This is a genomic window from Pseudomonas sp. WS 5146 (assembly GCF_012985495.1).
Lineage (GTDB): Bacteria > Pseudomonadota > Gammaproteobacteria > Pseudomonadales > Pseudomonadaceae > Aquipseudomonas > Aquipseudomonas edaphica.
Genome location: NZ_JAAQWL010000002.1, coordinates 755,130 through 776,280 on the forward strand (window position 1 = coordinate 755,130; position 21,151 = coordinate 776,280).

Here is a 21,151-nt window from a genome sequence, read left to right on the forward strand (position 1 = left end):
TGGGCGCTTTCGCGAGCAAGCCCGCTCCCACATGGGGTCTGCGGTGTTAATACAATTTATGTCTCGCGCGGATCAAAATGTGGGAGCGGGCTTGCTCGCGAATAGCACCGGCACCTCGGCCCATCAACCCAACTCACACCCCTTCAACACCAACCGAATAATCGTTTGCGCCGCCGCCTCATAATCCGCCTCATCCAGCTTGGCTTTGCCGGTCACCGCCGATATCTGCCAGTCAAAATCGGCATAGGTCTGCGTCGCCGCCCAGATGCTGAACATCAGGTGGTTGGGGTCTATGGCGGCGATCAGGCCGCGATCTACCCAGCTTTGGATGCAGTTGATGTTGTGCTTGGCCTGGGCGTTGAGCTGCTCGATCTGCTCGGGGCTCAGGTGCGGGGCGCCGTGCATGATTTCGCTGGCAAACACCTTGGACGCAAACGGCAAATCGCGGGAGATGCGGATTTTCGAGCGGATGTAGTTGCTCAGCACCACCGACGGCTCGCCCTCGGGGTTGAACGGTGTGGAGGCGGCCAGGATCGGCTCGATAATGCTTTCGAGCACCTCGCGGTAGAGGTTGTCCTTGGACCTGAAATAGTAATAGACGTTGGGCTTGGGCAGCCCGGCCTTGGCGGCGATGTCGCTGGTTTTGGTCGCGGCGAAGCCCTTGTCGGCAAACTCCTCGCTGGCCGCCCGCAGGATCTTTTCTTTATTGCGCTCGCGAATGGTGCTCATAAACCAGGAGTTTCCTTGCCAGATCGGCGGTTGTGCATGGTAGCACCGGCTATCCGCGAGCCTCAAGAATGCGCCCGTAAAGCTTTGCGCCGCGCTATGCTCGGCGTTTCTCATTCTTATGGAAGCCCGATTGATGGCAGGAAGCAGCTTGTTGGTATTGATCGACGATATCGCCGCCGTACTCGATGACGTTGCGCTGATGACCAAAATGGCCGCCAAGAAGACCGCCGGCGTGCTGGGCGATGACTTGGCACTCAACGCCCAGCAGGTTTCCGGCGTGCGCGCCGAGCGGGAAATCCCTGTGGTGTGGGCGGTGGCCAAGGGGTCGTTTGTCAACAAACTGATCCTGGTGCCGGCGGCATTGCTGATCAGCGCCTTTGCGCCGTGGGCGGTCACGCCGCTGTTGATGCTCGGCGGCGCCTATTTGTGTTTTGAAGGCTTTGAGAAGCTTGCGCACACCTTCTTGCATAAACGCACCGAAGAACAGGCTCACCTGGTTGAAGCCGTGGCTGATCCGGCGACTGACTTGGTGGCATTTGAGAAGGACAAGATCAAAGGTGCAATTCGCACCGATTTCATCCTCTCGGCGGAAATCATCGCCATCACCCTGGGTACCGTTGCGGATGCGCCTTTGATGCAGCAAGTGATAGTGCTGTCGGGCATCGCCATTGTCATGACCATTGGCGTGTACGGGCTGGTGGCCGGTATCGTCAAGCTCGATGACCTGGGTCTGTGGCTGACGCAAAAGCCCGGCCAGGCGGCTCGCAGTATCGGTGGGGCGATCTTGCGCGCCGCGCCTTACATGATGAAAAGTCTGTCGGTGATCGGCACAGCGGCGATGTTCATGGTCGGCGGCGGCATACTCACCCATGGCGTGCCGGCGGTGCATCACTGGATCGAGACGCTCAGCCAGAGTGTCGGCGCGGCGGCGTGGTTGATGCCTACGTTGCTCAACGCAGTGGCCGGGATTATTGCCGGGGCGCTGGTGCTGGCCGTGGTTTCACTGGTAGGCAAAGTGTGGCGCGCGCTGAAACGCTAGATTGGCATTCGGCGGGCATATAGATACTATGCTAATCATTAGCTAGCTATCTATGTGTTCGCTGAATGAAGCTTTCCACGTTTCAACTGCCTGACTTCTGGCAAGCCACCCTGGCGCCCTCGCGGGACGATCTGCTGTTTGCGTTGCGCAACATGATCGCCGGCGGGGTCGCGTTGTATCTGGCCTTTTGCTTGGACTTGCAGCAGCCGCAATGGGCGCTGACCACGGTATTTATCGTCGGCCAGTCCACCAGCGGCATGGTCTTGGCCAAGGGTGCCTATCGGTTACTGGGCACGTTTGTGGGCGCGGCGGCTTCGGTGGTGATGATTGCTGTCTTCGGCCAAGCGCCTTTGTTGTTTCTACTGTGCATGGCGTTGTGGTTGGCGTTTTGCACCACAGGCGCGTCGTTGCTGCGCAATCACGCCTCTTATGGGTTTGTGCTGGCGGGCTACACCACGGCGATTATCGCGCTGCCTGCGACTGCGGCGCCGCTTGGGGTTTTCGATGAGGCGGTAGCCCGTTGCCAGGAAATCAGCCTGGGGATTCTCTGCGCGTCTATCGCCAGCACGATTTTATGGCCGCGCCGGGTTGAGCAGACGCTGGCGGTTCAAGGCCGTGCGGCCTGGCAGGCGGGCCTGCGCGCCGCGGCGTCGGAGCTGCTGGGCACCGATCAGCGCAAGGGGTTGCTCGAAGCACTGGGCCGTCTGGTTGCAGTTGATGCCCAGCGTGACCATGCCTGGTTCGAAGGCCCCAAGGGCCGGCGCAGATCCCAGGCGCTGCGGGTGCTGAGCCGGGACTTGCTGGGACTCTTGCGCGCGGCCCGCGGCGTGGCACGGCAGCGACTGATGCTGGAAGATACGACCCGCGTGGCGCCTTGGGTGGACGAGGTGGCCGCGACGCTACAGCAAGAGCGGCCCGATGCGCTGCCTGCACTCTCGCAGCGCCTGAGGTTGGCGCTGGGTGATCCAGGTTTGAGCGCGGAGGCGCACTTTTGCCTGGTGCAATTGGCCGAGGTGCTGCGCTTGATTGACGTGGGCACAGTGACCCTGGCGGCCGTCGAAGCTGGCAGGGTGCCGCCCGGTGCGCCAGGCGCCCTGTCCTGGCATCGGGATATCGAGCAAGGCATGCTCGGTGGGCTGCGCAGTGCCTTGGCGTTTCTGGCCGTTGCGGCATTCTGGATTTTTACCGACTGGCCCTCGGGCCTGGGCGCAGTGTCGATCAGCGGCGTGGTCTTGAGCCTGTTTGCCGCACGGGAAAACCCTTCTGCGTCGGGCCTCAATTTTCTCAAGGGCATTGCGCTGTCGATCCCGATAGCCGGCTTTGTGCGCTTTGCCTTGTTGCCCGGGTTTGATGCTTTCGCGCTGTTATGCGTGGCGTTGGGCGTGCCGTTGTTTTTCGCCTCGCTGTGCATGAGCCGGGCAAAACTTGTGGCCACCGCTTCGGCGTTTTGTATCTTCTTCGTCAACAACGTCGGGCCGAGTAACCTGATGAGCTACGACATTGCCGCCTTCCTCAACAAGGCCATCGCGACCTTGGTGGGCGTCGGGATTGCGGTGCTGGTGTTTCGCCTGATTCAGCTCAACCCTGGCGAGCGACACTACCGGCGTATGTTCAAGGCTTCGTTGTTCGATTTGGCGCAGTTGACTTCGCGCCCTCTGGAGCAGGCCGAGAGCTGGTTTGGCGGGCGCATGGCCGATCGCTTGATTCGCCTGTCACGCTACAGCCAAACCTTGCCCGCCGAGCGTCGTACCCATTGGGACAATGGCCTGCTCGGGTTGGACCTGGGTGATGAGTTGCTGGAGTTGCGTGCAAGCCTTGCGGGCAGCCAGGGCGCCTTGGCTGGCGAGCGTGATAATTATCTGCGGCAGTTGGCGGTGATACTCAGGCACGCGGGGCCAGGCTTGGCAACGGCGGGGATGCTGGATGGGCCAAGTGCTGCACTGCTTCAAGCACTTGAGCAGCCGTCGGGGTTGACGGAGCAGGATCGGGAGATGGCCAGGGCGGCGGTGCTGCAGTTGCGGTTTACCTGGCAGAAATGGTGTCAACGGGGCGTTGAGCAGTAGGAGCTGGCGAACCAGCTCCTGCAGGGAGGTTACTCGGCGATCTGCAACTTGCGCGACTCGGTATAGATGTAGCGCACCTTTTCATACTCAAACGGCGAGTTCATCTGACCGTAGCGGAAGCTGGTCTGGTAGCGCTTGTCGACGGCGCGCAAAGCCCAGATTTCCGGGTGGTTTTCGCTGACCTTGGAGACGTTGAGGAAGTTGATCTCGGTCTCGGCGCCGTAGTCGACGATCAGGCCGGTAGTGTCACGCAGGTTCGAGGGCCCGAAGATCGGCAGCACCAGGTAGGCGCCGCCAGGGACGCCGTAGAAGCCCAGGGTCTGGCCGAAGTCTTCGCTCTGGCGCGGCAGGCCCATGGCGGTGGCCGGGTCCCACAGGCCGGCGATGCCGATGGTGGTGTTGAGCAGCAGGCGCCCGGTGGTTTCCAGGGAGCGGTGGCCCTTGAGTTGCAACAGGCTGTTCACCAGGTTGGGCACATCGCCCAGGTTGTTGAAGAAGTTGCTCACACCGGTACGCAGGAAGCTGGGAGTGACGTAGGTGTAGCCGTTGACCACCGGCAGGAACACCCATTGGTCGAAGCGGTAGTTGAAGTGGTACACGCGGCGGTTCCACGACTCCAGCGGGTCATAGACGTTAAGTGCCGTCAGTGATGAACGCTCGAATTCACGCTGGTCCAGGCCCGGGTTGAACTTGAGTTTGGTCAGCGGTTCCTTGAAGCCGTCGGCGCCGACTTTGACCGGCTCGTGGGCCTTGCTGTTGTCGGCATTGGCCACGCCTGCGCACATCAAGGCGGCAAGCAGCAGAAGATATTTAGCCACGGAAGAACTCCAGCATGGCGTCGGCGTTGACGCGGTAATTGAGGTTGCCGCAGTGGCCGCCCAACGGGTAGACGGTCAAGCGATCGCCGAAGGTTTTACGCAGGAAACCCAGGTCGCCAGGGCCGAGGATCAAGTCGTCGGCGTTGTGCATCACGGCAATTTTCGGGCTGTCGTGCAGGTAGTCCTTGAGGGCATACAGGCTGACCTGATCGATCAGTTGCAGCAGGCTGCCGCCGTCGGAGCGCGCGCGCCACATCGGGATCACTTGTTCGGTGAGGTAGCAGTCGAAGTCGCATTGCAGCGCACGCTTGAGGAACGGGGTGAGGCTGGTGCCTTCGGTGATCGGGTATTTCGGCGGGATGATCAGGCCGCGACGGTTGATCAGGTCCGAGGTGAAGGCAATGTCGGCCGCCGAGAAGCGGAACGAGGTGCCGATCAGCATCGCCATCTGTTCGTTGGTCAAGTGCTGCTTGGACTGCTGGAAGTCATAGAGCAGGGCATCGTTGAGGTCGATGTAGCCTTTTTGCTGGAAGTAACGGGTCAGCTTGCTCAGCACCAGCTCATAAAACGTGGTGGTGTTGTTGATGCCCTTGACCTCGGTCTGTACCAGCTTGTCGAGGTTGGTGATCGAGGTGTAGAGGTTGACCGGCGGGTTGAGCAGCAGCACTTTCTTGAAGTTGAAGCTGCGGCGGGTCTCGTCGAGCTTGCTCACAAATGCCGCGTCCAAAGCGCCCAGGCTGTAGCCGGAGAGGTAGTAGTCGGTCACCGGCAGCGTGGAGTTCTGCGCGCGCACCGCCTGCATCACGCGGTACATGTCTTCGGCGTCTTCCTGGGTAATGCCGGGAGTGGCGAAGCGCGAAGCCGCGGCGATGAAGTCGAAGCTGGTGGGCGAGGACAACTGGACCACGTGGTAGCCGGCTTTGTAATAGAGCTTTTTGAGGTATTCGTTGATGCTGCTGTCATACCGCGCACCGGTGCCGGAAATCAGGAAAATCAGCGGTGCGGCGTGGTCTTGCTTGGCGATGCGGTAGGTGAGTTTCTTTACCGCCCAGAAGTTGTCCGGCAGGCTGAACTGGCGCTCAGGGCGCATGGTCAGGCTGTAGTCGGACTGGTTGATCTCGTCGTCGCTCGGCAATTGCGGGCGCAGATTCGGCGGAGTGGTGGCGATAGTCGCTTCGAACGGGTTGGTCAAAGGGTAGCCATAGCTGGCTGGGTCGATATCGACGGCCAGTGCTGACGCACTCAAAAATAGGCTGCCCAGCAAGGCAGCGCAGCGCAAGGAACGGAGCATGACTTAATCCCTAAGAGGAAACGTGCTGAATGAAGTTCGCAGGCTATGACCACCGCGTTGCCACCGAAGTGCCAGCCCTCGGCACTAAAAGTCGGAAAAAACCACGGAATCGGGGTAATAGTAGCCAGAAGATACACGTTGCCATGCATTGATGAACACTAATTGTGTGTATGCGCCTTGCTAACGGCTGCCGGCGCATTAAGCTGAGCGCCGTTTTTGCCTATCGGAGTACCCCATGTCCCGTCGTTTGCCACTGATCCTGCTGCTTATTGCCCTGCCGTTATGGTTGGCCGCCAGTTATGGCGCCCGTTACGGGTTTATGGAAGACGGCCAGTGGGTGGGGGTCTGCGTTGACGAGGCCAGCCGCTGGGAATGCCAGTTGCGCTCGAACCTGGGGCTGATGATTCACTTCAAGGTATTGGGCTGGGCCGCATTGGTCACGTCGGTGCTGGCGTTTTTTGTGCCGGGGCGAGCGGGCTGGGGTTTGGCGGTGTTGGGGATGGTGTTCGGGTTGCCGGCACTGGCGTTGTATAACACCACGTTTGCGGTGTTTGCGGTGGTGATTGCGGGGTTGCGGTTGGTCAGGAAGCCTCGGGGCGTCTGATAGAGCCTCATCGCAGCGGTGCGACGATTCGACAAGCCAGTTCCCACATTAGATTGGGTGCATCCCATGAAATGCGGTCGAATGTGGGAGCTGGCTTGCCTGCGATAGCATTTTTAAGCTTTGCGCACCCGCAAGCAACGCCACAACGCTACAACCATCAATCCGCTGACCAGCGCCCAACCCCACGCCTGCTGGTTCAACAAGCCTTCGCGATACAGCTGCGGCGCAATGCCGGCGCCAATAATGAAGGCCAGCAGCGCAATCTCCCGACGCGGGCCGGTGACCGGGCGAACCAGGTAAACCAGTGCCGGCAATACCAGTGCCGCACTTGGGAAGCTGCGATAGCGCGGGTCAAACACCAGCGCCAGCATCATCACTGCACCGGCGAACCCGGCAATTGCCACCAGCCAACCTGCGCGTTGCTCCAGCCAAGTGAAGGCGCGTTCCCGCCAAGCTTCCCGAGCGCTTAAAGCCAGCGCGGCATGGGCCAGTACCAACAGGTTCAACACCACCAGTAAGCCCGCCCACACCCATTCATCGTTGAAACGTGCTGTGACACGGGTCAGCTCGGCCCAGGTGCCAATGGAGCAGGCGGCCACTACGCCGAGTAATGGCAGCATGAATGCGGCACGCGCGCTGCGCACCCGGCCGCCCAGTGCCAGAGTGCCCAGCAGAATCAGGCCGCCGATGCCCAGCCACAGCGGCCAATACGGCACGTTACTCACCGGCCCGGCAAGGATGCCCTTGTCCTGGCGGTCGGCGTCAAACAAGCCCCAGTAACCACCGACTGCACCTTCGCTGGCGCGTTTCCACGGCTGGTCAAACGCTTCGATCAGGTTGTAGCGCCAGCCATTGGCCTCGGCCATGGCCACAAAACCACGCATGAACTTGGCCTCGTTGACCCGGCTCGGCACCGCGGTTTCGCGCTGGCGGCCTTCGCTGGGCCAGCCGGTCTCGCCGATCAGCACATCTTTAGGGGCGAATTTGTTGCCAAAGGTCTGGCGCACATCCCCAACATGCTTGAGGGCCTGGTCGATGCCCGACGGGTCATCTTCCCAGTAGGGCAGCAGGTGAATGGTCAGGAAATCCACCGCCGGGGCGATTTCCGGGTGTTGCAGCCAGAACTCCCACACATCGGCATAAGTGACCGGCTGCTTGATCTGGCTTTTGACCTGATGGATCAGCGTCACCAACTGCTTGGCGGTGACTTCCTTGCGCAACAGGGCCTCGTTACCGACGATCACCGAAGTGACCACATCGGGGTTGGCGTTGGCAGCAGCAATCAGTTCTTTGATTTCTTTTTCGGTGGCCACCGGGTCACTGCTGACCCAAGCGCCGGCCATCACCTTCAAACCATGCTTGCGCGCCATGCCAGGCAGGGCTTCCAGGCCGACCATGGTGTATGTGCGGATGCATTCAAAGCGCGTGGCGAGCACGGCCAGGTCAGCGTCCATGCGCTCAGGGCGCAGTTTGAACGGCTGGTCGAACGGCGACTGGTCCTTGTCGAACGGCGTGTAGGACGCGCATTGCATCTTGTGGCTGGCACTGGCCACATCCGGCAACACCACCGGTCGGCCAAGGCCGTACCAATAGCCGACGAGGGCAAGCACGCCGAGGATCAAGGCGCAGAAATAGGGCAGGGCAGGGAAGCGGGCAGTCGCGGGCATGGTCAGCTTATCTGGGGGAGCAAAGGCGCGCATCTTACCCGGATTTGGCCCGTCCCAGTGGGGCTGCATAATTTAGACATGCAAAGTTCGGGCGGGAAATTGACGCCAAGTCCTAGGAACTGTCCTGCTGGCGATGTGATGTCGTTTCTTGCTTACCCGAGGTCGCTGACAGAGCAGGTCCAAGGCCCCGGCAGGTTGATGATCGAAGTGTCAGCACTCCACTGGCGGCGCACCACCGTGATCGACGCGCGTGAAGGGGGCGCGATGCACCCTATAACAACAGGTTGACGTCGCTCGGCATCCGCCGAGCGCAGCACTTTCGGGGAAGTATTATGAAGATGCGACGACTCTTGGGCGCAGCTGCCACTCTGGTAGTTGCGATGGGCTCCACACTGGCCAGCGCCGACAGCAAAACCCTGAGCATCGGCTATGTAGATGGTTGGTCCGACAGCGTTGCCACGACCCATGTGGCGGCCGAGGTGATCAGGGAAAAACTCGGTTACGACGTGAAACTGCAAGCGGTCGCTACCGGGATCATGTGGCAGGGCGTAGCTACCGGCAAACTCGACGCCATGCTCTCCGCCTGGCTGCCCGTGACTCACGGTGAATACTGGACCAAGAACAAGGACAAGGTGGTCGACTACGGCCCCAACTTCAAGGATGCCAAAATTGGCCTGATCGTGCCGGAGTACGTTAAAGCCAAGTCCATCGAAGACCTCAAGACCGACACCACCTTCAAGAACAAGATCGTCGGCATCGACGCCGGTTCAGGCGTGATGCTCAAGACCGACGAAGCCATCAAGGCCTATGGCCTGGACTACAAACTGCAAGCCAGTTCGGGCGCTGCGATGATCGCCGAGCTGACCCGTGCCGAAGACAAGCAGGAATCCATTGCGGTGACCGGCTGGGTGCCACACTGGATGTTCGCCAAGTGGAAACTGCGCTTTCTGGACGACCCAAAAGGGATTTATGGTGCTGCTGAGACCGTCAACAGCATCGGCAGCAAGGGCCTGGAGAAGAAAGCGCCGGAAGTCGCCGCTTTCCTGAAGAAATTCCAGTGGGCCTCCAAGGACGAAATCGGCGAAGTGATGCTGGCAATTCAAGAGGGCGCCAAGCCTGATGCCGCGGCCAAGGATTGGGTCGCCAAGCACCCTGAACGTGTCGCCGAGTGGACCGCAAAATAAAGCACTAACCCTTGTGGGAGCGGGCTTGCCCGCGATGGCGGCGTATAAGTCACAGATGTTTTGACTGATACACCGCCATCGCGGGCAAGCCCCACATTAGCCTCGCACGCCCGTAAACCCTCGCTACACTCCCTCTACTACTAAGGTCGTCTGGAACCTGTTCCGCAGCCGCATACAGTGGATATGTTCCAAAATAATAAAAAGCTGTGCTGCGAGGATAAAAACAATGAACGACAGCATTTACCTCTCGATTCAAAACAGCCCGCGTTTCAAGGAGCTGGTCAGAAAAAGGGAAAGGTTCGCCTGGATTCTCTCGGCGATCATGCTAGGGCTTTACTCCGCTTTCATCCTGTTGATTGCCTACGGGCCACAAATACTGGGGGCCAAACTCAGCCCCGGCTCATCCATCACCTGGGGCATCCCCATCGGGGTCGGCCTGATTGTCTCGGCCTTTGTCCTCACCGGCATCTATGTACGACGCGCCAACGGCGAATTCGACGACCTGAACAATGCGATTCTCAAGGAGGCTGCGCAATGATCCGTCGTCTATTGGCTGTACTTGGCGCTTCGGTCTTTGCGCCCGCCGTTTGGGCGGCGGATGCATTGACCGGTGAAGTGCACAAACAACCGCTGAACGTTGCAGCGATCCTGATGTTCGTGGTCTTCGTCGGCGCGACGTTGTGCATCACCTACTGGGCGTCCAAACGCAACAAGTCGGCGGCCGACTACTATGCGGCCGGCGGCAAGATCACCGGTTTCCAGAACGGCCTGGCGATTGCCGGCGACTACATGTCGGCGGCGTCCTTCCTGGGGATTTCCGCGCTGGTGTTCACCTCCGGCTACGATGGCCTGATCTACTCGATCGGCTTCCTGGTGGGCTGGCCGATCATTCTGTTCCTGATCGCCGAGCGCCTGCGTAACTTGGGCAAGTACACCTTTGCCGACGTGGCGTCCTATCGCCTGGGGCAAACCCAGATCCGCAGCCTGTCGGCCTGTGGCTCGCTGGTGGTGGTGGCGTTCTACCTGATCGCGCAAATGGTAGGGGCGGGCAAGCTGATTCAGCTGCTGTTCGGTCTGGACTACCACGTAGCGGTGATCCTCGTGGGTATCCTGATGTGCATGTATGTGCTGTTTGGCGGCATGCTGGCAACCACTTGGGTGCAAATCATCAAGGCGGTGCTGTTGCTGTCCGGTGCTTCGTTCATGGCGTTGATGGTGATGAAGCACGTCAACTTCGACTTCAACATGCTGTTTTCCGAGGCGATCAAGGTTCACCCTAAAGGTGAGGCGATCATGAGTCCCGGCGGCTTGGTGAAAGATCCGATTTCGGCATTCTCGCTGGGCCTGGCGCTGATGTTCGGTACGGCCGGCCTGCCGCACATCCTGATGCGCTTCTTCACCGTAAGCGACGCCAAGGAAGCACGTAAGAGCGTGCTGTATGCCACCGGTTTCATCGGCTACTTCTATATCCTGACGTTTATCATCGGCTTTGGCGCGATCCTGCTGGTGAGCACCAACCCGGCGTTCAAGGATGCTGCAGGTGCCTTGCTCGGCGGTAACAACATGGCGGCGGTGCACCTGGCCAACGCGGTGGGTGGCAGCATTTTCCTCGGCTTCATCTCGGCCGTGGCGTTTGCCACCATCCTGGCAGTGGTTGCCGGTTTGACCCTGGCCGGTGCTTCGGCGGTGTCCCATGACCTGTACGCCAGTGTGATCAAGAAGGGCAAGGCCAACGAGAAAGATGAGATTCGCGTGTCGAAGATCACCACCGTGGCGTTGGGCGTGTTGGCGATCGGCCTGGGTATCCTGTTCGAAAGCCAGAACATCGCGTTCATGGTCGGCTTGGCGTTCTCGATTGCTGCCAGCTGTAACTTCCCGGTGCTGCTGCTTTCCATGTACTGGAAAAACCTCACCACCCGTGGCGCCATGATTGGCGGCTGGCTGGGCTTGATCAGTGCCGTCGGCCTGATGATCCTTGGCCCGACCATCTGGGTGTCGATCCTGCACCATGAAAAAGCGATCTTCCCTTACGAATACCCAGCGCTGTTCTCGATGATCATTGCGTTCGTCGGCATCTGGTTCTTCTCCATCACTGACAAGTCGGCGGCGGCAGAAAAAGAGCGTGCGCTGTACTTCCCGCAGTTTGTGCGTTCGCAGACTGGCCTGGGGGCGAGTGGGGCGGTAAACCACTAAGATTTGTAACGGCTACAAAAAAAATGCCCCGGTCGTGAGATCGGGGCATTTTTTTGCTTTTATTGGTAACGGATTTCACAAAACAGTTTCTCAACCCTTGCATCAATAAAGTGCCTCTACGCCGATCGTTCCCATGCTCTGCGTGGGAATACAGCCATGGACGCTCTGCGTCCCGGTTGGCGCTGGCCTCAGGTCTTGCGCTCAATTCCTGCACAAATAAAAACGGCCTCCTTGTGAAAGGAGGCCGTTTTTAAGACCAAATAGTTAGATGCTTACTTGCGATCTTCCAGTTTGGTGATATCACGCGACTCGTAGCCGGTGTACAGCTGGCGCGGACGGCCAATCTTGTACGGGCTGGAGAGCATTTCTTTCCAGTGCGAGATCCAGCCGACAGTGCGTGCCAAGGCGAAGATCACGGTGAACATGCTGGTTGGAATGCCGATCGCCTTGAGGATGATCCCCGAGTAGAAGTCGACGTTCGGGTACAGCGAGCGTTCGATGAAGTAAGGGTCGGTCAGGGCGATCTCTTCCAGGCGCATGGCCAGTTCGAGTTGCGGATCGTTCTTGATGCCCAGCTCCTTCAACACTTCGTCGCAGGTCTGTTTCATCACGGTGGCACGCGGGTCACGGTTCTTGTAGACGCGGTGACCGAAGCCCATCAGTTTGAACGGATCTTCCTTGTCCTTGGCCTTGGCGATGAACTTGTCGATGTTGGACACATCGCCGATTTCATCGAGCATGGTCAGCACGGCTTCGTTCGCACCGCCGTGGGCAGGGCCCCACAATGCGGCAATGCCGGCGGCGATACAGGCGAACGGGTTGGCGCCCGAAGAGCCCGCCAGACGTACGGTGGAGGTGGAGGCGTTTTGCTCGTGGTCGGCGTGGAGGATGAAAATCTTGTCCATCGCCTTGGCCAGCACCGGGCTGATCGGTTTGATCTCGCACGGGGTGTTGAACATCATGTGCAGGAAGTTTTCCGCGTACGTCAGGTCGTTGCGCGGGTACATCATGGGTTGACCCATGGAGTACTTGTAAACCATTGCGGCCAGGGTTGGCATCTTGGCAACCAGGCGGATCGCGGAAATTTCGCGATGCTGCGGGTTATTGATGTCCAGGGAGTCGTGATAGAAGGCCGACAGGGCGCCGACTACACCGCACATGACGGCCATCGGGTGGGCGTCGCGACGGAAGCCGTTGAAGAAGGTCTTCAACTGCTCGTGAACCATGGTGTGGTTCTTCACGGTGCTGACGAACTGGGCTTTCTGCTCAGCTGTTGGCAATTCGCCATTTAGCAGCAGGTAGCAGGTTTCCAGGTAGTCCGACTGTTCAGCAAGCTGTTCGATCGGGTAGCCGCGGTGCAGCAAAATACCATTGTCACCATCGATATAGGTGATCTTCGACTCGCAAGAGGCGGTCGACATGAAGCCTGGGTCGAATGTGAAACGGCCCGTGGCCGTCAGGCCCCGTACGTCGATAACATCGGGACCAACGGTGCCGGTTAAAATGGGCAGCTCGACGGGGGCTGCGCCCTCGATGATCAACTGCGCTTTTTTGTCAGCCATGTGGCCTCCTATTTATGCTTCAAATCATCAGACAGACCCCCCACGCAGGGCCCGCACCACTATATTGATATAAATCCAGATGTCAATTTGCCTAAAGTCTTGCTCCAGAAGGCTTTAACCATACTTTTTCGTCGAAATTGACTGCCATTTACGCCTTTTATACCGCCAGCGCAATCCGCTATTAGGGTGAGGAGTGCGCGTTGTCATTAGTAACCTAACTGTCTATACTCGGCCACCGACCGCCAAGGGCTTTTGGGCTTGCTTTCATTGGGGGTCGCACTCCCTGGGTGGTGCTTACCTGACCAGTGCACTCCCCAACAACTTTGCCCTGATTGTTAGGGGCTCTTCAGTGTGAAAAAAAGCCGTGAATAGCCAACGACCTGTAAACCTAGACCTAAGGACCATCAAACTCCCCATCACCGGCGTTACGTCGTTCCTGCACCGTGTTTCCGGCATCATCCTGTTCCTGGGCTTGGGCATCATGCTTTATGCATTGAGCAAATCCCTGGGTTCCGAGGAAGGATACGCCGAGGTGAAGGCATGCTTGACCAGCCCGCTGGCCAAGTTCGTAGCATGGGGCCTCCTGTCCGCTCTGCTGTATCACCTGGTAGCCGGTGTGCGCCACTTGATCATGGATGCGGGTATCGGTGAGACGCTGGAAGGCGGCCGCCTGGGCTCGAAAATCATCATCGCCATTTCCGTGGTGCTGATCGTTCTGGCAGGAGTTTGGATATGGTAACCAGCGTTACGAACCTTTCGCGTTCGGGCCTCTATGACTGGATGGCACAGCGTGTGTCTGCGGTCGTTCTCGCGGCTTATTTCATTTTCCTGATCGGATACCTCGTCGCAAACCCGGGCATCGGCTATGAGCAATGGCATGGCCTGTTTTCCCACAATGCGATGCGAATCTTCAGTCTGCTGGCCCTTGTAGCCCTGGGCGCTCACGCCTGGGTCGGCATGTGGACCATCGCGACCGACTACCTGACGCCGATGGCGCTGGGCAAGTCCGCGACTGCAGTACGTTTTCTCTTCCAGGCAGTCTGCGGCGTTGCGATGTTCGCTTACTTCGTCTGGGGTGTGCAGATTCTTTGGGGTATCTGATTCATGGCTAACATTCCAACTATTTCCTTCGACGCCATCATTATTGGTGGCGGCGGTGCCGGCATGCGCGCAGCGCTGCAGCTGGCTCAGGGCGGTCACAAGACTGCCGTGATCACCAAGGTGTTCCCGACCCGTTCCCACACTGTGTCGGCCCAGGGTGGCATCACCTGCGCCATCGCCTCCGCCGACCCGAACGATGACTGGCGCTGGCACATGTACGATACCGTCAAGGGTTCCGACTACATCGGTGACCAGGACGCTATCGAGTACATGTGTCAGGAAGGCCCGGCTGCCGTGTTCGAGCTGGACCACATGGGTCTGCCGTTCTCGCGTACCGAGCAAGGTCGTATCTACCAGCGTCCATTCGGCGGCCAGTCGAAGGATTACGGTAAAGGCGGGCAGGCTGCCCGTACGTGCGCCGCTTCCGACCGTACCGGTCACGCGCTGTTGCACACCCTTTATCAGGGCAACCTGAAAGCCGGTACCACGTTCCTGAACGAGTACTACGCCGTTGACCTGGTGAAGAACGCCGACGGCGCCTTCGTCGGTGTGATCGCCATCTGCATCGAAACCGGTGAAACCACCTACATCCGTGCCAAGGCTACTGTGCTGGCAACCGGCGGTGCAGGTCGTATCTACGCGTCGACCACCAATGCCCTGATCAACACCGGTGACGGCGTCGGCATGGCCCTGCGTGCTGGCGTGCCGGTACAAGACATTGAAATGTGGCAGTTCCACCCGACCGGCATCGCCGGCGCCGGTGTACTGGTTACAGAAGGTTGCCGTGGTGAAGGTGGTTACCTGATCAACAAGCACGGCGAGCGTTTCATGGAGCGTTATGCTCCGAACGCCAAAGACCTTGCAGGTCGTGACGTTGTGGCCCGTTCGATGGTTAAGGAAATCATCGCCGGTAACGGCTGTGGCCCGAACGGCGACCACGTACTGCTGAAACTCGATCACCTCGGTGAAGAAGTCCTGCACAGCCGCCTGCCAGGTATCTGCGAATTGTCCAAGACTTTTGCGCACGTTGACCCGGTAGTTGCTCCGGTGCCGGTTGTTCCGACTTGCCACTATATGATGGGCGGCGTGCCGACCAACATTCATGGCCAGGCGATCACCCAGAACGCCGAAGGCGTGGACGAGATCATCCACGGTCTGTTCGCCGTAGGCGAAGTGGCTTGCGTATCGGTACACGGTGCCAACCGTCTGGGCGGCAACTCGCTGCTCGACCTGGTGGTATTCGGTCGTGCTGCCGGCCTGCACCTGGAAAAAGCCCTGACCGACGGCATCGAATACGATGACGCCACCGACGCCAACATCGAGGCCGCCCTGGCGCGCCTGAACGCTCTGAACGAGCGTACCGATGGCGAAGACGTGGCTACCCTGCGTCGCGAGCTGCAAAGCTGCATGCAGAACTACTTCGGTGTATTCCGTACCGGCGAATACATGCAGAAGGGTATTGCCCAGCTGGCCGACCTGCGCACGCGCATCGCCAACGTCAAGATCAACGATAAGAGCCAGGCGTTCAACACGGCTCGTATCGAAGCCCTTGAGCTGCAAAACCTGCTGGAAGTGGCCGAAGCCACTGCGATCGCCGCCGAGGTTCGTAAAGAATCCCGTGGTGCCCACGCCCGTGAAGACTTTGAAGATCGCGACGACGAAAACTGGTTGTGCCACACCCTGTACTTCCCGGGTGACAAGCGCGTGACCAAGCGTGCCGTGAACTTCTCGCCGAAGACGGTGCCGACGTTTGAACCGAAGATTCGGACTTACTAAGGGTGGCTGCCATGTTGAAAGTCAGTGTTTACCGCTACAACCCTGATCAGGACGCCGCGCCGTTCATGCAGGAATTTCAGGTCGATACCGGTGGTAAAGACCTGATGGTGCTGGATGTACTGGCACTGATCAAAGAGCAGGACGAAGGTTTCTCCTATCGTCGCTCTTGCCGTGAGGGCGTTTGTGGCTCCGACGGCATGAACATCAACGGCAAAAACGGCCTGGCGTGCATCACGCCGCTGTCGGCTGTTGTTAAAGGTAACAAGCTGATCGTTCGTCCTCTGCCAGGTTTGCCGGTTATCCGTGACCTGGTGGTCGATATGAGCATCTTCTACAAGCAATACGAGAAAGTTAAGCCGTTCCTGCAGAACGACACGCCGGCTCCGGCCATCGAACGTCTGCAGTCCCCTGAAGAGCGTGAAAAGCTCGACGGTCTGTACGAGTGCATCCTGTGCGCTTGCTGCTCGACCTCGTGCCCGTCCTTCTGGTGGAACCCGGACAAGTTCCTGGGTCCAGCTGCCCTGCTGCAAGCGTACCGCTTCCTGGCAGACAGCCGTGACACCAAGACGTCCGAGCGTCTGGCTTCACTGGATGACCCGTTCAGCGTATTCCGCTGCCGCGGGATCATGAACTGCGTCAACGTATGTCCCAAAGGCCTGAACCCGACTAAGGCCATTGGTCACATCCGTAACATGCTGCTGCAAAGCGGCGTGTAAGCGACGTTGTAGCAAAGCAGGACCGTTGTGCCCGTAAATGCTACGGCGCAGGCTTCAACCGGCGCCGTAGTTTTAACTTGAGCAGCGACTTACAAAGCCGCAGCTCTTATTTTGAAGAAATGAGACAAGCAGGGGCATTCGGGTTGGTACCCGAACTATCAGCGTGATCCTAAGTGGCTTGTTTTGGTCGCTGCACTTGGCCTTTTGCAAGCAAACTCGGTGTTTTCGCCGGTGGTGTCCCCAAATCGAGGGTGACCAAGCATGCAAGAAAGCGTGATGCAGCGCATGTGGAACAGCGGCTATCTTTCAGGTGGTAACGCTGCCTATGTGGAAGAGCTTTATGAGCTCTACCTGCACGACCCTAACGCTGTGCCAGAAGAATGGCGCACCAAATTTCAGACGTTGTCTTCAGACGGCAACGCTGCCACCGATGTATCGCACGCAACAATTCGCGATCAATTTGTGCTGCTGGCAAAGAACCAGCGCCGCGCCCAACCGGTTTCCGCCGGTAGCGTGAGCAGCGAGCATGAGAAGAAGCAAGTTGAAGTATTGCGACTGATCCAGGCTTACCGGATGCGTGGCCACCAGGCGGCCCAGCTTGACCCGCTGGGGCTCTGGAAGCGTCCTGCACCTGCTGACCTGTCGATCAATCATTACGGCTTGACCAATGCCGATCTTGATACGACCTTCCGTGCCGGCGACCTGTTCATCGGCAAAGAGGAAGCGAGCCTACGCGAAATTCACGAAGCGTTGCAGCAGACATATTGCCGCACCATCGGCGCTGAGTTTACGCACATCACCGATTCCGAGCAGCGCCACTGGTTCCAGCATCGCCTGGAAGGTGTGCGTGGCCGTCCGGTTTTGTCCGCCGACGTGCGCAGCCACTTGCTGGAGCGCGTGACCGCGGCCGAAGGCCTCGAGAAATACCTGGGTACCAAATACCCGGGCACCAAGCGTTTCGGCCTGGAAGGCGGCGAAAGCCTGATTCCAATGCTCGACGAGTTGATCCAGCGTTCCGGTTCCTACGGCACCAAGGAAATCGTGATCGGCATGGCTCACCGTGGTCGCCTGAACGTGTTGGTCAACACCTTCGGCAAGAACCCGCGTGAACTGTTCGACGAGTTCGAAGGCAAGAAGAAGGTCGAACTGGGTTCCGGTGACGTCAAGTATCACCAGGGCTTCTCGTCCAACGTAATGACTACCGGCGGTGAAGTTCACCTGGCCATGGCCTTCAACCCGTCCCACCTGGAAATCGTTTCTCCGGTGGTCGAGGGTTCGGTGCGTGCTCGCCAGGATCGTCGTAACGATTCCACCGGTGAGAAAGTCCTGCCGATTTCCATCCACGGTGACGCGGCGTTCGCCGGTCAAGGCGTGGTCCTGGAAACGTTCCAGATGTCGCAGACTCGCGGCTTCAAGACCGGCGGTACGGTTCACATCGTCATCAACAACCAAGTCGGTTTCACCATCAGCAACCCGCTGGACGCGCGCTCTACCGAGTACGCGACCGACGTTGCCAAGATGATCCAGGCGCCGATCCTCCATGTGAATGGTGATGATCCGGAAGCCGTGTTGTTCGTGACCCAGCTCGCCATCGACTACCGCATGCAGTTCAAGCGTGACGTGGTCATCGACCTGGTTTGCTACCGCCGTCGCGGTCACAACGAAGCGGATGAGCCGAGCGGCACCCAGCCGTTGATGTACCAGCAGATCACCAAGCAGCGCACCACCCGTGAACTGTACGCCGACAGCCTGATTACGGCCGGCGTGGTTGACGATGCGCGTGTTCAGGCGAAAGTCGACGAATACCGCAACGCGCTGGACAACGGCCTGCATGTAGTGAAAAGCCTGGTTAAAGAGCCGAACAAAGAGCTGTTCGTGGACTGGCGCCCGTACCTGGGCCACGCCTGGACGGCGCGTCACGACACCTCGTTCGACCTCAAGACCCTGCAGGAACTGTCCGCCAAGCTGCTGGAAATTCCAGATGGCTTCGTGGTGCAGCGCCAGGTTGCGAAGATCTACGAAGACCGTCAGAAGATGCAAGCCGGCGGCCTGCCGATCAACTGGGGTTACGCCGAAACCATGGCGTACGCGACCCTGGCGTTCGAAGGTCACCCGATCCGCATGACCGGCCAGGACATCGGCCGTGGTACGTTCTCGCACCGTCACGCGGTACTGCACAACCAGAAAGACGCGACCACCTACGTACCGCTGCAACACCTGTACGAAGGCCAGCCACGTTTCGACCTGTACGACTCGTTCCTGTCCGAAGAAGCCGTACTGGCGTTCGAATACGGCTACTCCACCACCACGCCAAATGCGCTGGTGATCTGGGAAGCCCAGTTCGGCGACTTCGCCAACGGTGCCCAGGTGGTTATCGACCAGTTCATCACCAGCGGTGAGCACAAGTGGGGCCGTCTGTGCGGTCTGACCATGTTGCTGCCACACGGTTATGAAGGTCAGGGTCCGGAGCACTCCTCGGCCCGTCTGGAGCGTTACCTGCAGCTGTGCGCCGAGCACAACATCCAGGTGTGCGTGCCGACTACCCCGGCCCAGATCTACCACTTGCTGCGTCGTCAGGTGATCCGCCCGCTGCGCAAGCCGCTGGTAGTGCTGACCCCGAAATCGCTGTTGCGTCACAAATTGGCCATCTCGACCCTGGAAGATCTGGCCGACGGTTCGTTCCAGACCGTGATTCCAGAAATCGACACCCTGGACGCTGCCAAGGTCACTCGCCTGGTCCTGTGCAGTGGCAAGGTTTACTACGACTTGCTGGAAAAACGCCGTGCCGAAGGCCGCGAAGACATCGCCATCGTGCGTATCGAGCAGCTTTACCCGTTCCCGGAAGACGACCTGATGGAGGCCATCGCGCCTTACACCAACCTCACCCACGCGGTGTGGTGCCAGGAAGAACCGATGAACCAGGGCGCGTGGTACAGCAGCCAGCATCATTTGCGTCGCAGTATCGGTAACCACAAAACAGGCCTGGGCCTGGAGTACGCCGGTCGTGATGCTTCTGCTGCACCTGCGTGTGGTTATGCGTCGATGCACGCCGAGCAGCAGGAAAAACTGCTGCAAGATGCTTTCACTGTTTAACGCCTTCGCGCTGACTGAAACCGAATTTTAAGGACCCACAGATAATGGCTATCGAAATCAAAGCCCCGTCATTCCCGGAATCGGTTGCCGATGGCACCGTTGCCACCTGGCACAAGAAACCAGGCGACGCTGTAAAGCGTGACGACCTGATCGTCGACATCGAGACCGACAAAGTCGTTCTGGAAGTGTTGGCCGAAGCTGACGGCGTGCTGGGCGCGATCGTGGCTGAAGAGGGCGCTACCGTCCTGTCGAACCAGATCCTGGGCTCGATCGAAGCGGGCGGCGCTGCTGCTCCTGCTCCGGCCGCCGCTGCTGCTCCAGCTGCCGCACCTGCCGCTGCCGCTCCGGCTGCAGGTGGTGAAGACCCGATCGCTGCACCGGCTGCGCGTCAGCTGGCTGAAGAAAACGGCATCAACCTGGCGTCCCTCAAGGGCACCGGCAAAGACGGCCGCGTAACCAAGGAAGACGTGGTTGCTGCTGTCGAAGCCAAGAAAAACGCTCCGGCTGCTGCACCGGCCAAGGCTGCAGCACCTGCTGCCGCTGCGCCTGTGTTCGCTGCTGGCGACCGTACCGAGAAGCGCGTACCGATGACCCGCGTGCGTGCCACCGTGGCCAAGCGTCTGGTTGAAGCGCAGTCGAACATGGCGATGCTGACCACCTTCAACGAAGTCGACATGACTGAAGTCATGGCCCTGCGTTCGAAGTACAAGGATCTGTTCGAGAAGTCCCACAATGGCGTGCGCCTGGGCTTCATGTCGTTCTTCGTGAAAGCGGCCACCGAAGCGCTGAAACGCTTCCCGGCAGTCAACGCTTCCATCGACGGCAGCGACATCGTTTACCACGGCTATGCAGACGTCGGCGTTGCCGTGTCCAGCGACCGTGGCCTGGTAGTACCGGTCCTGCGTAACGCCGAGCTGATGAGCCTGGCTGAAATCGAAGGCGGCATCGCCGGCTTCGGCAAGAAAGCCCGTGACGGCAAGCTGACCATCGACGAGATGACCGGCGGTACCTTCACCATCACCAACGGTGGTACCTTCGGTTCGATGATGTCGACCCCGATCGTCAACCCGCCGCAAGCTGCGATCCTGGGCATGCACAACATCATCCAGCGTCCGATGGCCATCAACGGCCAAGTCGTGATCCGCCCGATGATGTACCTGGCGCTGTCGTACGATCACCGCCTGATCGATGGTAAAGAAGCCGTGACTTTCCTGGTAACCATCAAGAACCTGCTGGAAGACCCGGCTCGTCTGCTGCTGGACATCTAAAGACGCAGCTGCAAGTTGCGAGCTACAAGCTGTAGGAAAAAGCAGCT

The 21,151-nt window shown here is 59.2% G+C and carries 17 protein-coding genes; 12 read left to right on the top strand and 5 right to left on the bottom strand.

From position 1 onward, the window contains the following. Positions 1-123 precede the first annotated feature (123 nt). Positions 124-729 (bottom strand): TetR/AcrR family transcriptional regulator, encoded by a 606-nt coding sequence (locus tag HBO41_RS08140; protein ID WP_017136243.1) that lies wholly within the window; start codon positions 727-729, stop codon positions 124-126. A gap of 133 nt (positions 730-862) precedes the next feature. Here HBO41_RS08140 and HBO41_RS08145 point away from each other — a divergent pair, with 133 nt between their 5' ends. Beyond that, on the top strand, positions 863-1,768 hold the full coding sequence (locus tag HBO41_RS08145) for a DUF808 domain-containing protein (protein WP_017136244.1): 906 nt from the start codon (positions 863-865) through the stop codon (positions 1,766-1,768). A gap of 65 nt (positions 1,769-1,833) precedes the next feature. After that, a complete protein-coding gene (locus tag HBO41_RS08150; RefSeq protein WP_169985741.1) occupies positions 1,834-3,831 on the top strand; it encodes an FUSC family protein in 1,998 nt (665 codons plus the stop codon). 29 nt (positions 3,832-3,860) lie between these two features. Here the strand turns inward: HBO41_RS08150 and HBO41_RS08155 are convergent, their stop codons facing one another. Beyond that, on the bottom strand, positions 3,861-4,649 hold the full coding sequence (locus HBO41_RS08155) for a VacJ family lipoprotein (RefSeq protein ID WP_017136246.1): 789 nt from the start codon (positions 4,647-4,649) through the stop codon (positions 3,861-3,863). Further along, on the bottom strand, positions 4,642-5,940 hold the full coding sequence (locus HBO41_RS08160) for a serine protein kinase PrkA (RefSeq protein WP_017136247.1): 1,299 nt from the start codon (positions 5,938-5,940) through the stop codon (positions 4,642-4,644). Before HBO41_RS08160 ends, HBO41_RS08155 begins: the two co-directional genes overlap by 8 nt. A gap of 235 nt (positions 5,941-6,175) precedes the next feature. Between HBO41_RS08160 and HBO41_RS08165 the strand changes: the two genes are divergently transcribed. After that, complete coding sequence (locus HBO41_RS08165) at positions 6,176-6,544, top strand: hypothetical protein (protein ID WP_099549028.1); 369 nt, start codon at positions 6,176-6,178, stop codon at positions 6,542-6,544. Between the two features lie 113 nt (positions 6,545-6,657). On the opposite strand, the gene HBO41_RS08170 is transcribed toward HBO41_RS08165, so the two are convergent. Beyond that, the gene (locus tag HBO41_RS08170; protein WP_169985743.1) at positions 6,658-8,211 is read right to left on the bottom strand and encodes a glycosyl hydrolase family 17 protein; all 1,554 of its coding nucleotides are present in this window, start codon (positions 8,209-8,211) and stop codon (positions 6,658-6,660) included. A 332-nt stretch (positions 8,212-8,543) separates the two neighbouring features. Here HBO41_RS08170 and HBO41_RS08175 point away from each other — a divergent pair, with 332 nt between their 5' ends. The 3 genes from HBO41_RS08175 (at position 8,544) to HBO41_RS08185 (ending at position 11,588) form a co-directional block, all read left to right on the top strand. After that, positions 8,544-9,395: a glycine betaine ABC transporter substrate-binding protein gene (locus tag HBO41_RS08175; protein WP_017136250.1), complete on the top strand. Its 852-nt coding sequence runs from the start codon at positions 8,544-8,546 to the stop codon at positions 9,393-9,395. Positions 9,396-9,621: 226 nt separating this feature from the next. Continuing rightward, positions 9,622-9,933 carry a DUF485 domain-containing protein gene (locus HBO41_RS08180; protein ID WP_017134441.1) on the top strand — a complete coding sequence of 104 codons (312 nt, stop codon included), beginning with the start codon at positions 9,622-9,624 and terminating at the stop codon, positions 9,931-9,933. Continuing rightward, a complete protein-coding gene (locus tag HBO41_RS08185; RefSeq protein ID WP_017134442.1) occupies positions 9,930-11,588 on the top strand; it encodes a cation acetate symporter in 1,659 nt (552 codons plus the stop codon). The genes HBO41_RS08180 and HBO41_RS08185 overlap by 4 nt, the downstream gene beginning before the upstream one ends. A 272-nt stretch (positions 11,589-11,860) precedes the next feature. Here HBO41_RS08185 and gltA read toward each other — a convergent pair whose 3' ends face one another. Continuing rightward, a complete protein-coding gene (gene gltA / locus HBO41_RS08190; RefSeq protein ID WP_017134443.1) occupies positions 11,861-13,150 on the bottom strand; it encodes a citrate synthase in 1,290 nt (429 codons plus the stop codon). Between the two features lie 364 nt (positions 13,151-13,514). Here gltA and sdhC point away from each other — a divergent pair, with 364 nt between their 5' ends. From sdhC to odhB, 6 genes are all read left to right on the top strand, one after another. Next, on the top strand, positions 13,515-13,889 hold the full coding sequence (gene sdhC, locus HBO41_RS08195; RefSeq protein WP_016979564.1) for a succinate dehydrogenase, cytochrome b556 subunit: 375 nt from the start codon (positions 13,515-13,517) through the stop codon (positions 13,887-13,889). Continuing rightward, positions 13,883-14,251, top strand: a complete 369-nt coding sequence (gene sdhD, locus HBO41_RS08200) for a succinate dehydrogenase, hydrophobic membrane anchor protein (RefSeq protein ID WP_003172805.1) — start codon at positions 13,883-13,885, stop codon at positions 14,249-14,251. Before sdhC ends, sdhD begins: the two co-directional genes overlap by 7 nt. A 3-nt stretch (positions 14,252-14,254) precedes the next feature. Beyond that, positions 14,255-16,027: a succinate dehydrogenase flavoprotein subunit gene (gene sdhA, locus HBO41_RS08205; protein ID WP_017134444.1), complete on the top strand. Its 1,773-nt coding sequence runs from the start codon at positions 14,255-14,257 to the stop codon at positions 16,025-16,027. An 11-nt stretch (positions 16,028-16,038) separates the two neighbouring features. Beyond that, positions 16,039-16,743, top strand: coding sequence for a succinate dehydrogenase iron-sulfur subunit (locus HBO41_RS08210; protein WP_003172807.1), 705 nt, complete (start codon positions 16,039-16,041; stop codon positions 16,741-16,743). A gap of 261 nt (positions 16,744-17,004) precedes the next feature. Next, the gene (locus HBO41_RS08215) at positions 17,005-19,836 is read left to right on the top strand and encodes a 2-oxoglutarate dehydrogenase E1 component (RefSeq protein WP_017134445.1); all 2,832 of its coding nucleotides are present in this window, start codon (positions 17,005-17,007) and stop codon (positions 19,834-19,836) included. 44 nt (positions 19,837-19,880) lie between these two features. Beyond that, positions 19,881-21,104: a 2-oxoglutarate dehydrogenase complex dihydrolipoyllysine-residue succinyltransferase gene (odhB, locus tag HBO41_RS08220; RefSeq protein ID WP_017134446.1), complete on the top strand. Its 1,224-nt coding sequence runs from the start codon at positions 19,881-19,883 to the stop codon at positions 21,102-21,104. Positions 21,105-21,151 lie beyond the last annotated feature (47 nt).

What these genes read in the sequence shown, in the direction of transcription:
- sdhD (WP_003172805.1), top strand. Translation starts at nt 13,883, where the DNA reads ATGGTAACCAGCGTTACGAACCTTTCGCGTTCGGGCCTCTATGACTGG.
- HBO41_RS08160 (WP_017136247.1), bottom strand. Translation starts at nt 5,940, where the DNA reads ATGCTCCGTTCCTTGCGCTGCGCTGCCTTGCTGGGCAGCCTATTTTTG.
- HBO41_RS08170 (WP_169985743.1), bottom strand. Translation starts at nt 8,211, where the DNA reads ATGCCCGCGACTGCCCGCTTCCCTGCCCTGCCCTATTTCTGCGCCTTG.
- gltA (WP_017134443.1), bottom strand. Translation starts at nt 13,150, where the DNA reads ATGGCTGACAAAAAAGCGCAGTTGATCATCGAGGGCGCAGCCCCCGTC.
- sdhA (WP_017134444.1), top strand. Translation starts at nt 14,255, where the DNA reads ATGGCTAACATTCCAACTATTTCCTTCGACGCCATCATTATTGGTGGC.
- HBO41_RS08140 (WP_017136243.1), bottom strand. Translation starts at nt 729, where the DNA reads ATGAGCACCATTCGCGAGCGCAATAAAGAAAAGATCCTGCGGGCGGCC.
- HBO41_RS08185 (WP_017134442.1), top strand. Translation starts at nt 9,930, where the DNA reads ATGATCCGTCGTCTATTGGCTGTACTTGGCGCTTCGGTCTTTGCGCCC.
- HBO41_RS08150 (WP_169985741.1), top strand. Translation starts at nt 1,834, where the DNA reads ATGAAGCTTTCCACGTTTCAACTGCCTGACTTCTGGCAAGCCACCCTG.
- HBO41_RS08175 (WP_017136250.1), top strand. Translation starts at nt 8,544, where the DNA reads ATGAAGATGCGACGACTCTTGGGCGCAGCTGCCACTCTGGTAGTTGCG.
- HBO41_RS08165 (WP_099549028.1), top strand. Translation starts at nt 6,176, where the DNA reads ATGTCCCGTCGTTTGCCACTGATCCTGCTGCTTATTGCCCTGCCGTTA.
- HBO41_RS08210 (WP_003172807.1), top strand. Translation starts at nt 16,039, where the DNA reads ATGTTGAAAGTCAGTGTTTACCGCTACAACCCTGATCAGGACGCCGCG.
- HBO41_RS08145 (WP_017136244.1), top strand. Translation starts at nt 863, where the DNA reads ATGGCAGGAAGCAGCTTGTTGGTATTGATCGACGATATCGCCGCCGTA.
- odhB (WP_017134446.1), top strand. Translation starts at nt 19,881, where the DNA reads ATGGCTATCGAAATCAAAGCCCCGTCATTCCCGGAATCGGTTGCCGAT.
- HBO41_RS08215 (WP_017134445.1), top strand. Translation starts at nt 17,005, where the DNA reads ATGCAAGAAAGCGTGATGCAGCGCATGTGGAACAGCGGCTATCTTTCA.
- HBO41_RS08180 (WP_017134441.1), top strand. Translation starts at nt 9,622, where the DNA reads ATGAACGACAGCATTTACCTCTCGATTCAAAACAGCCCGCGTTTCAAG.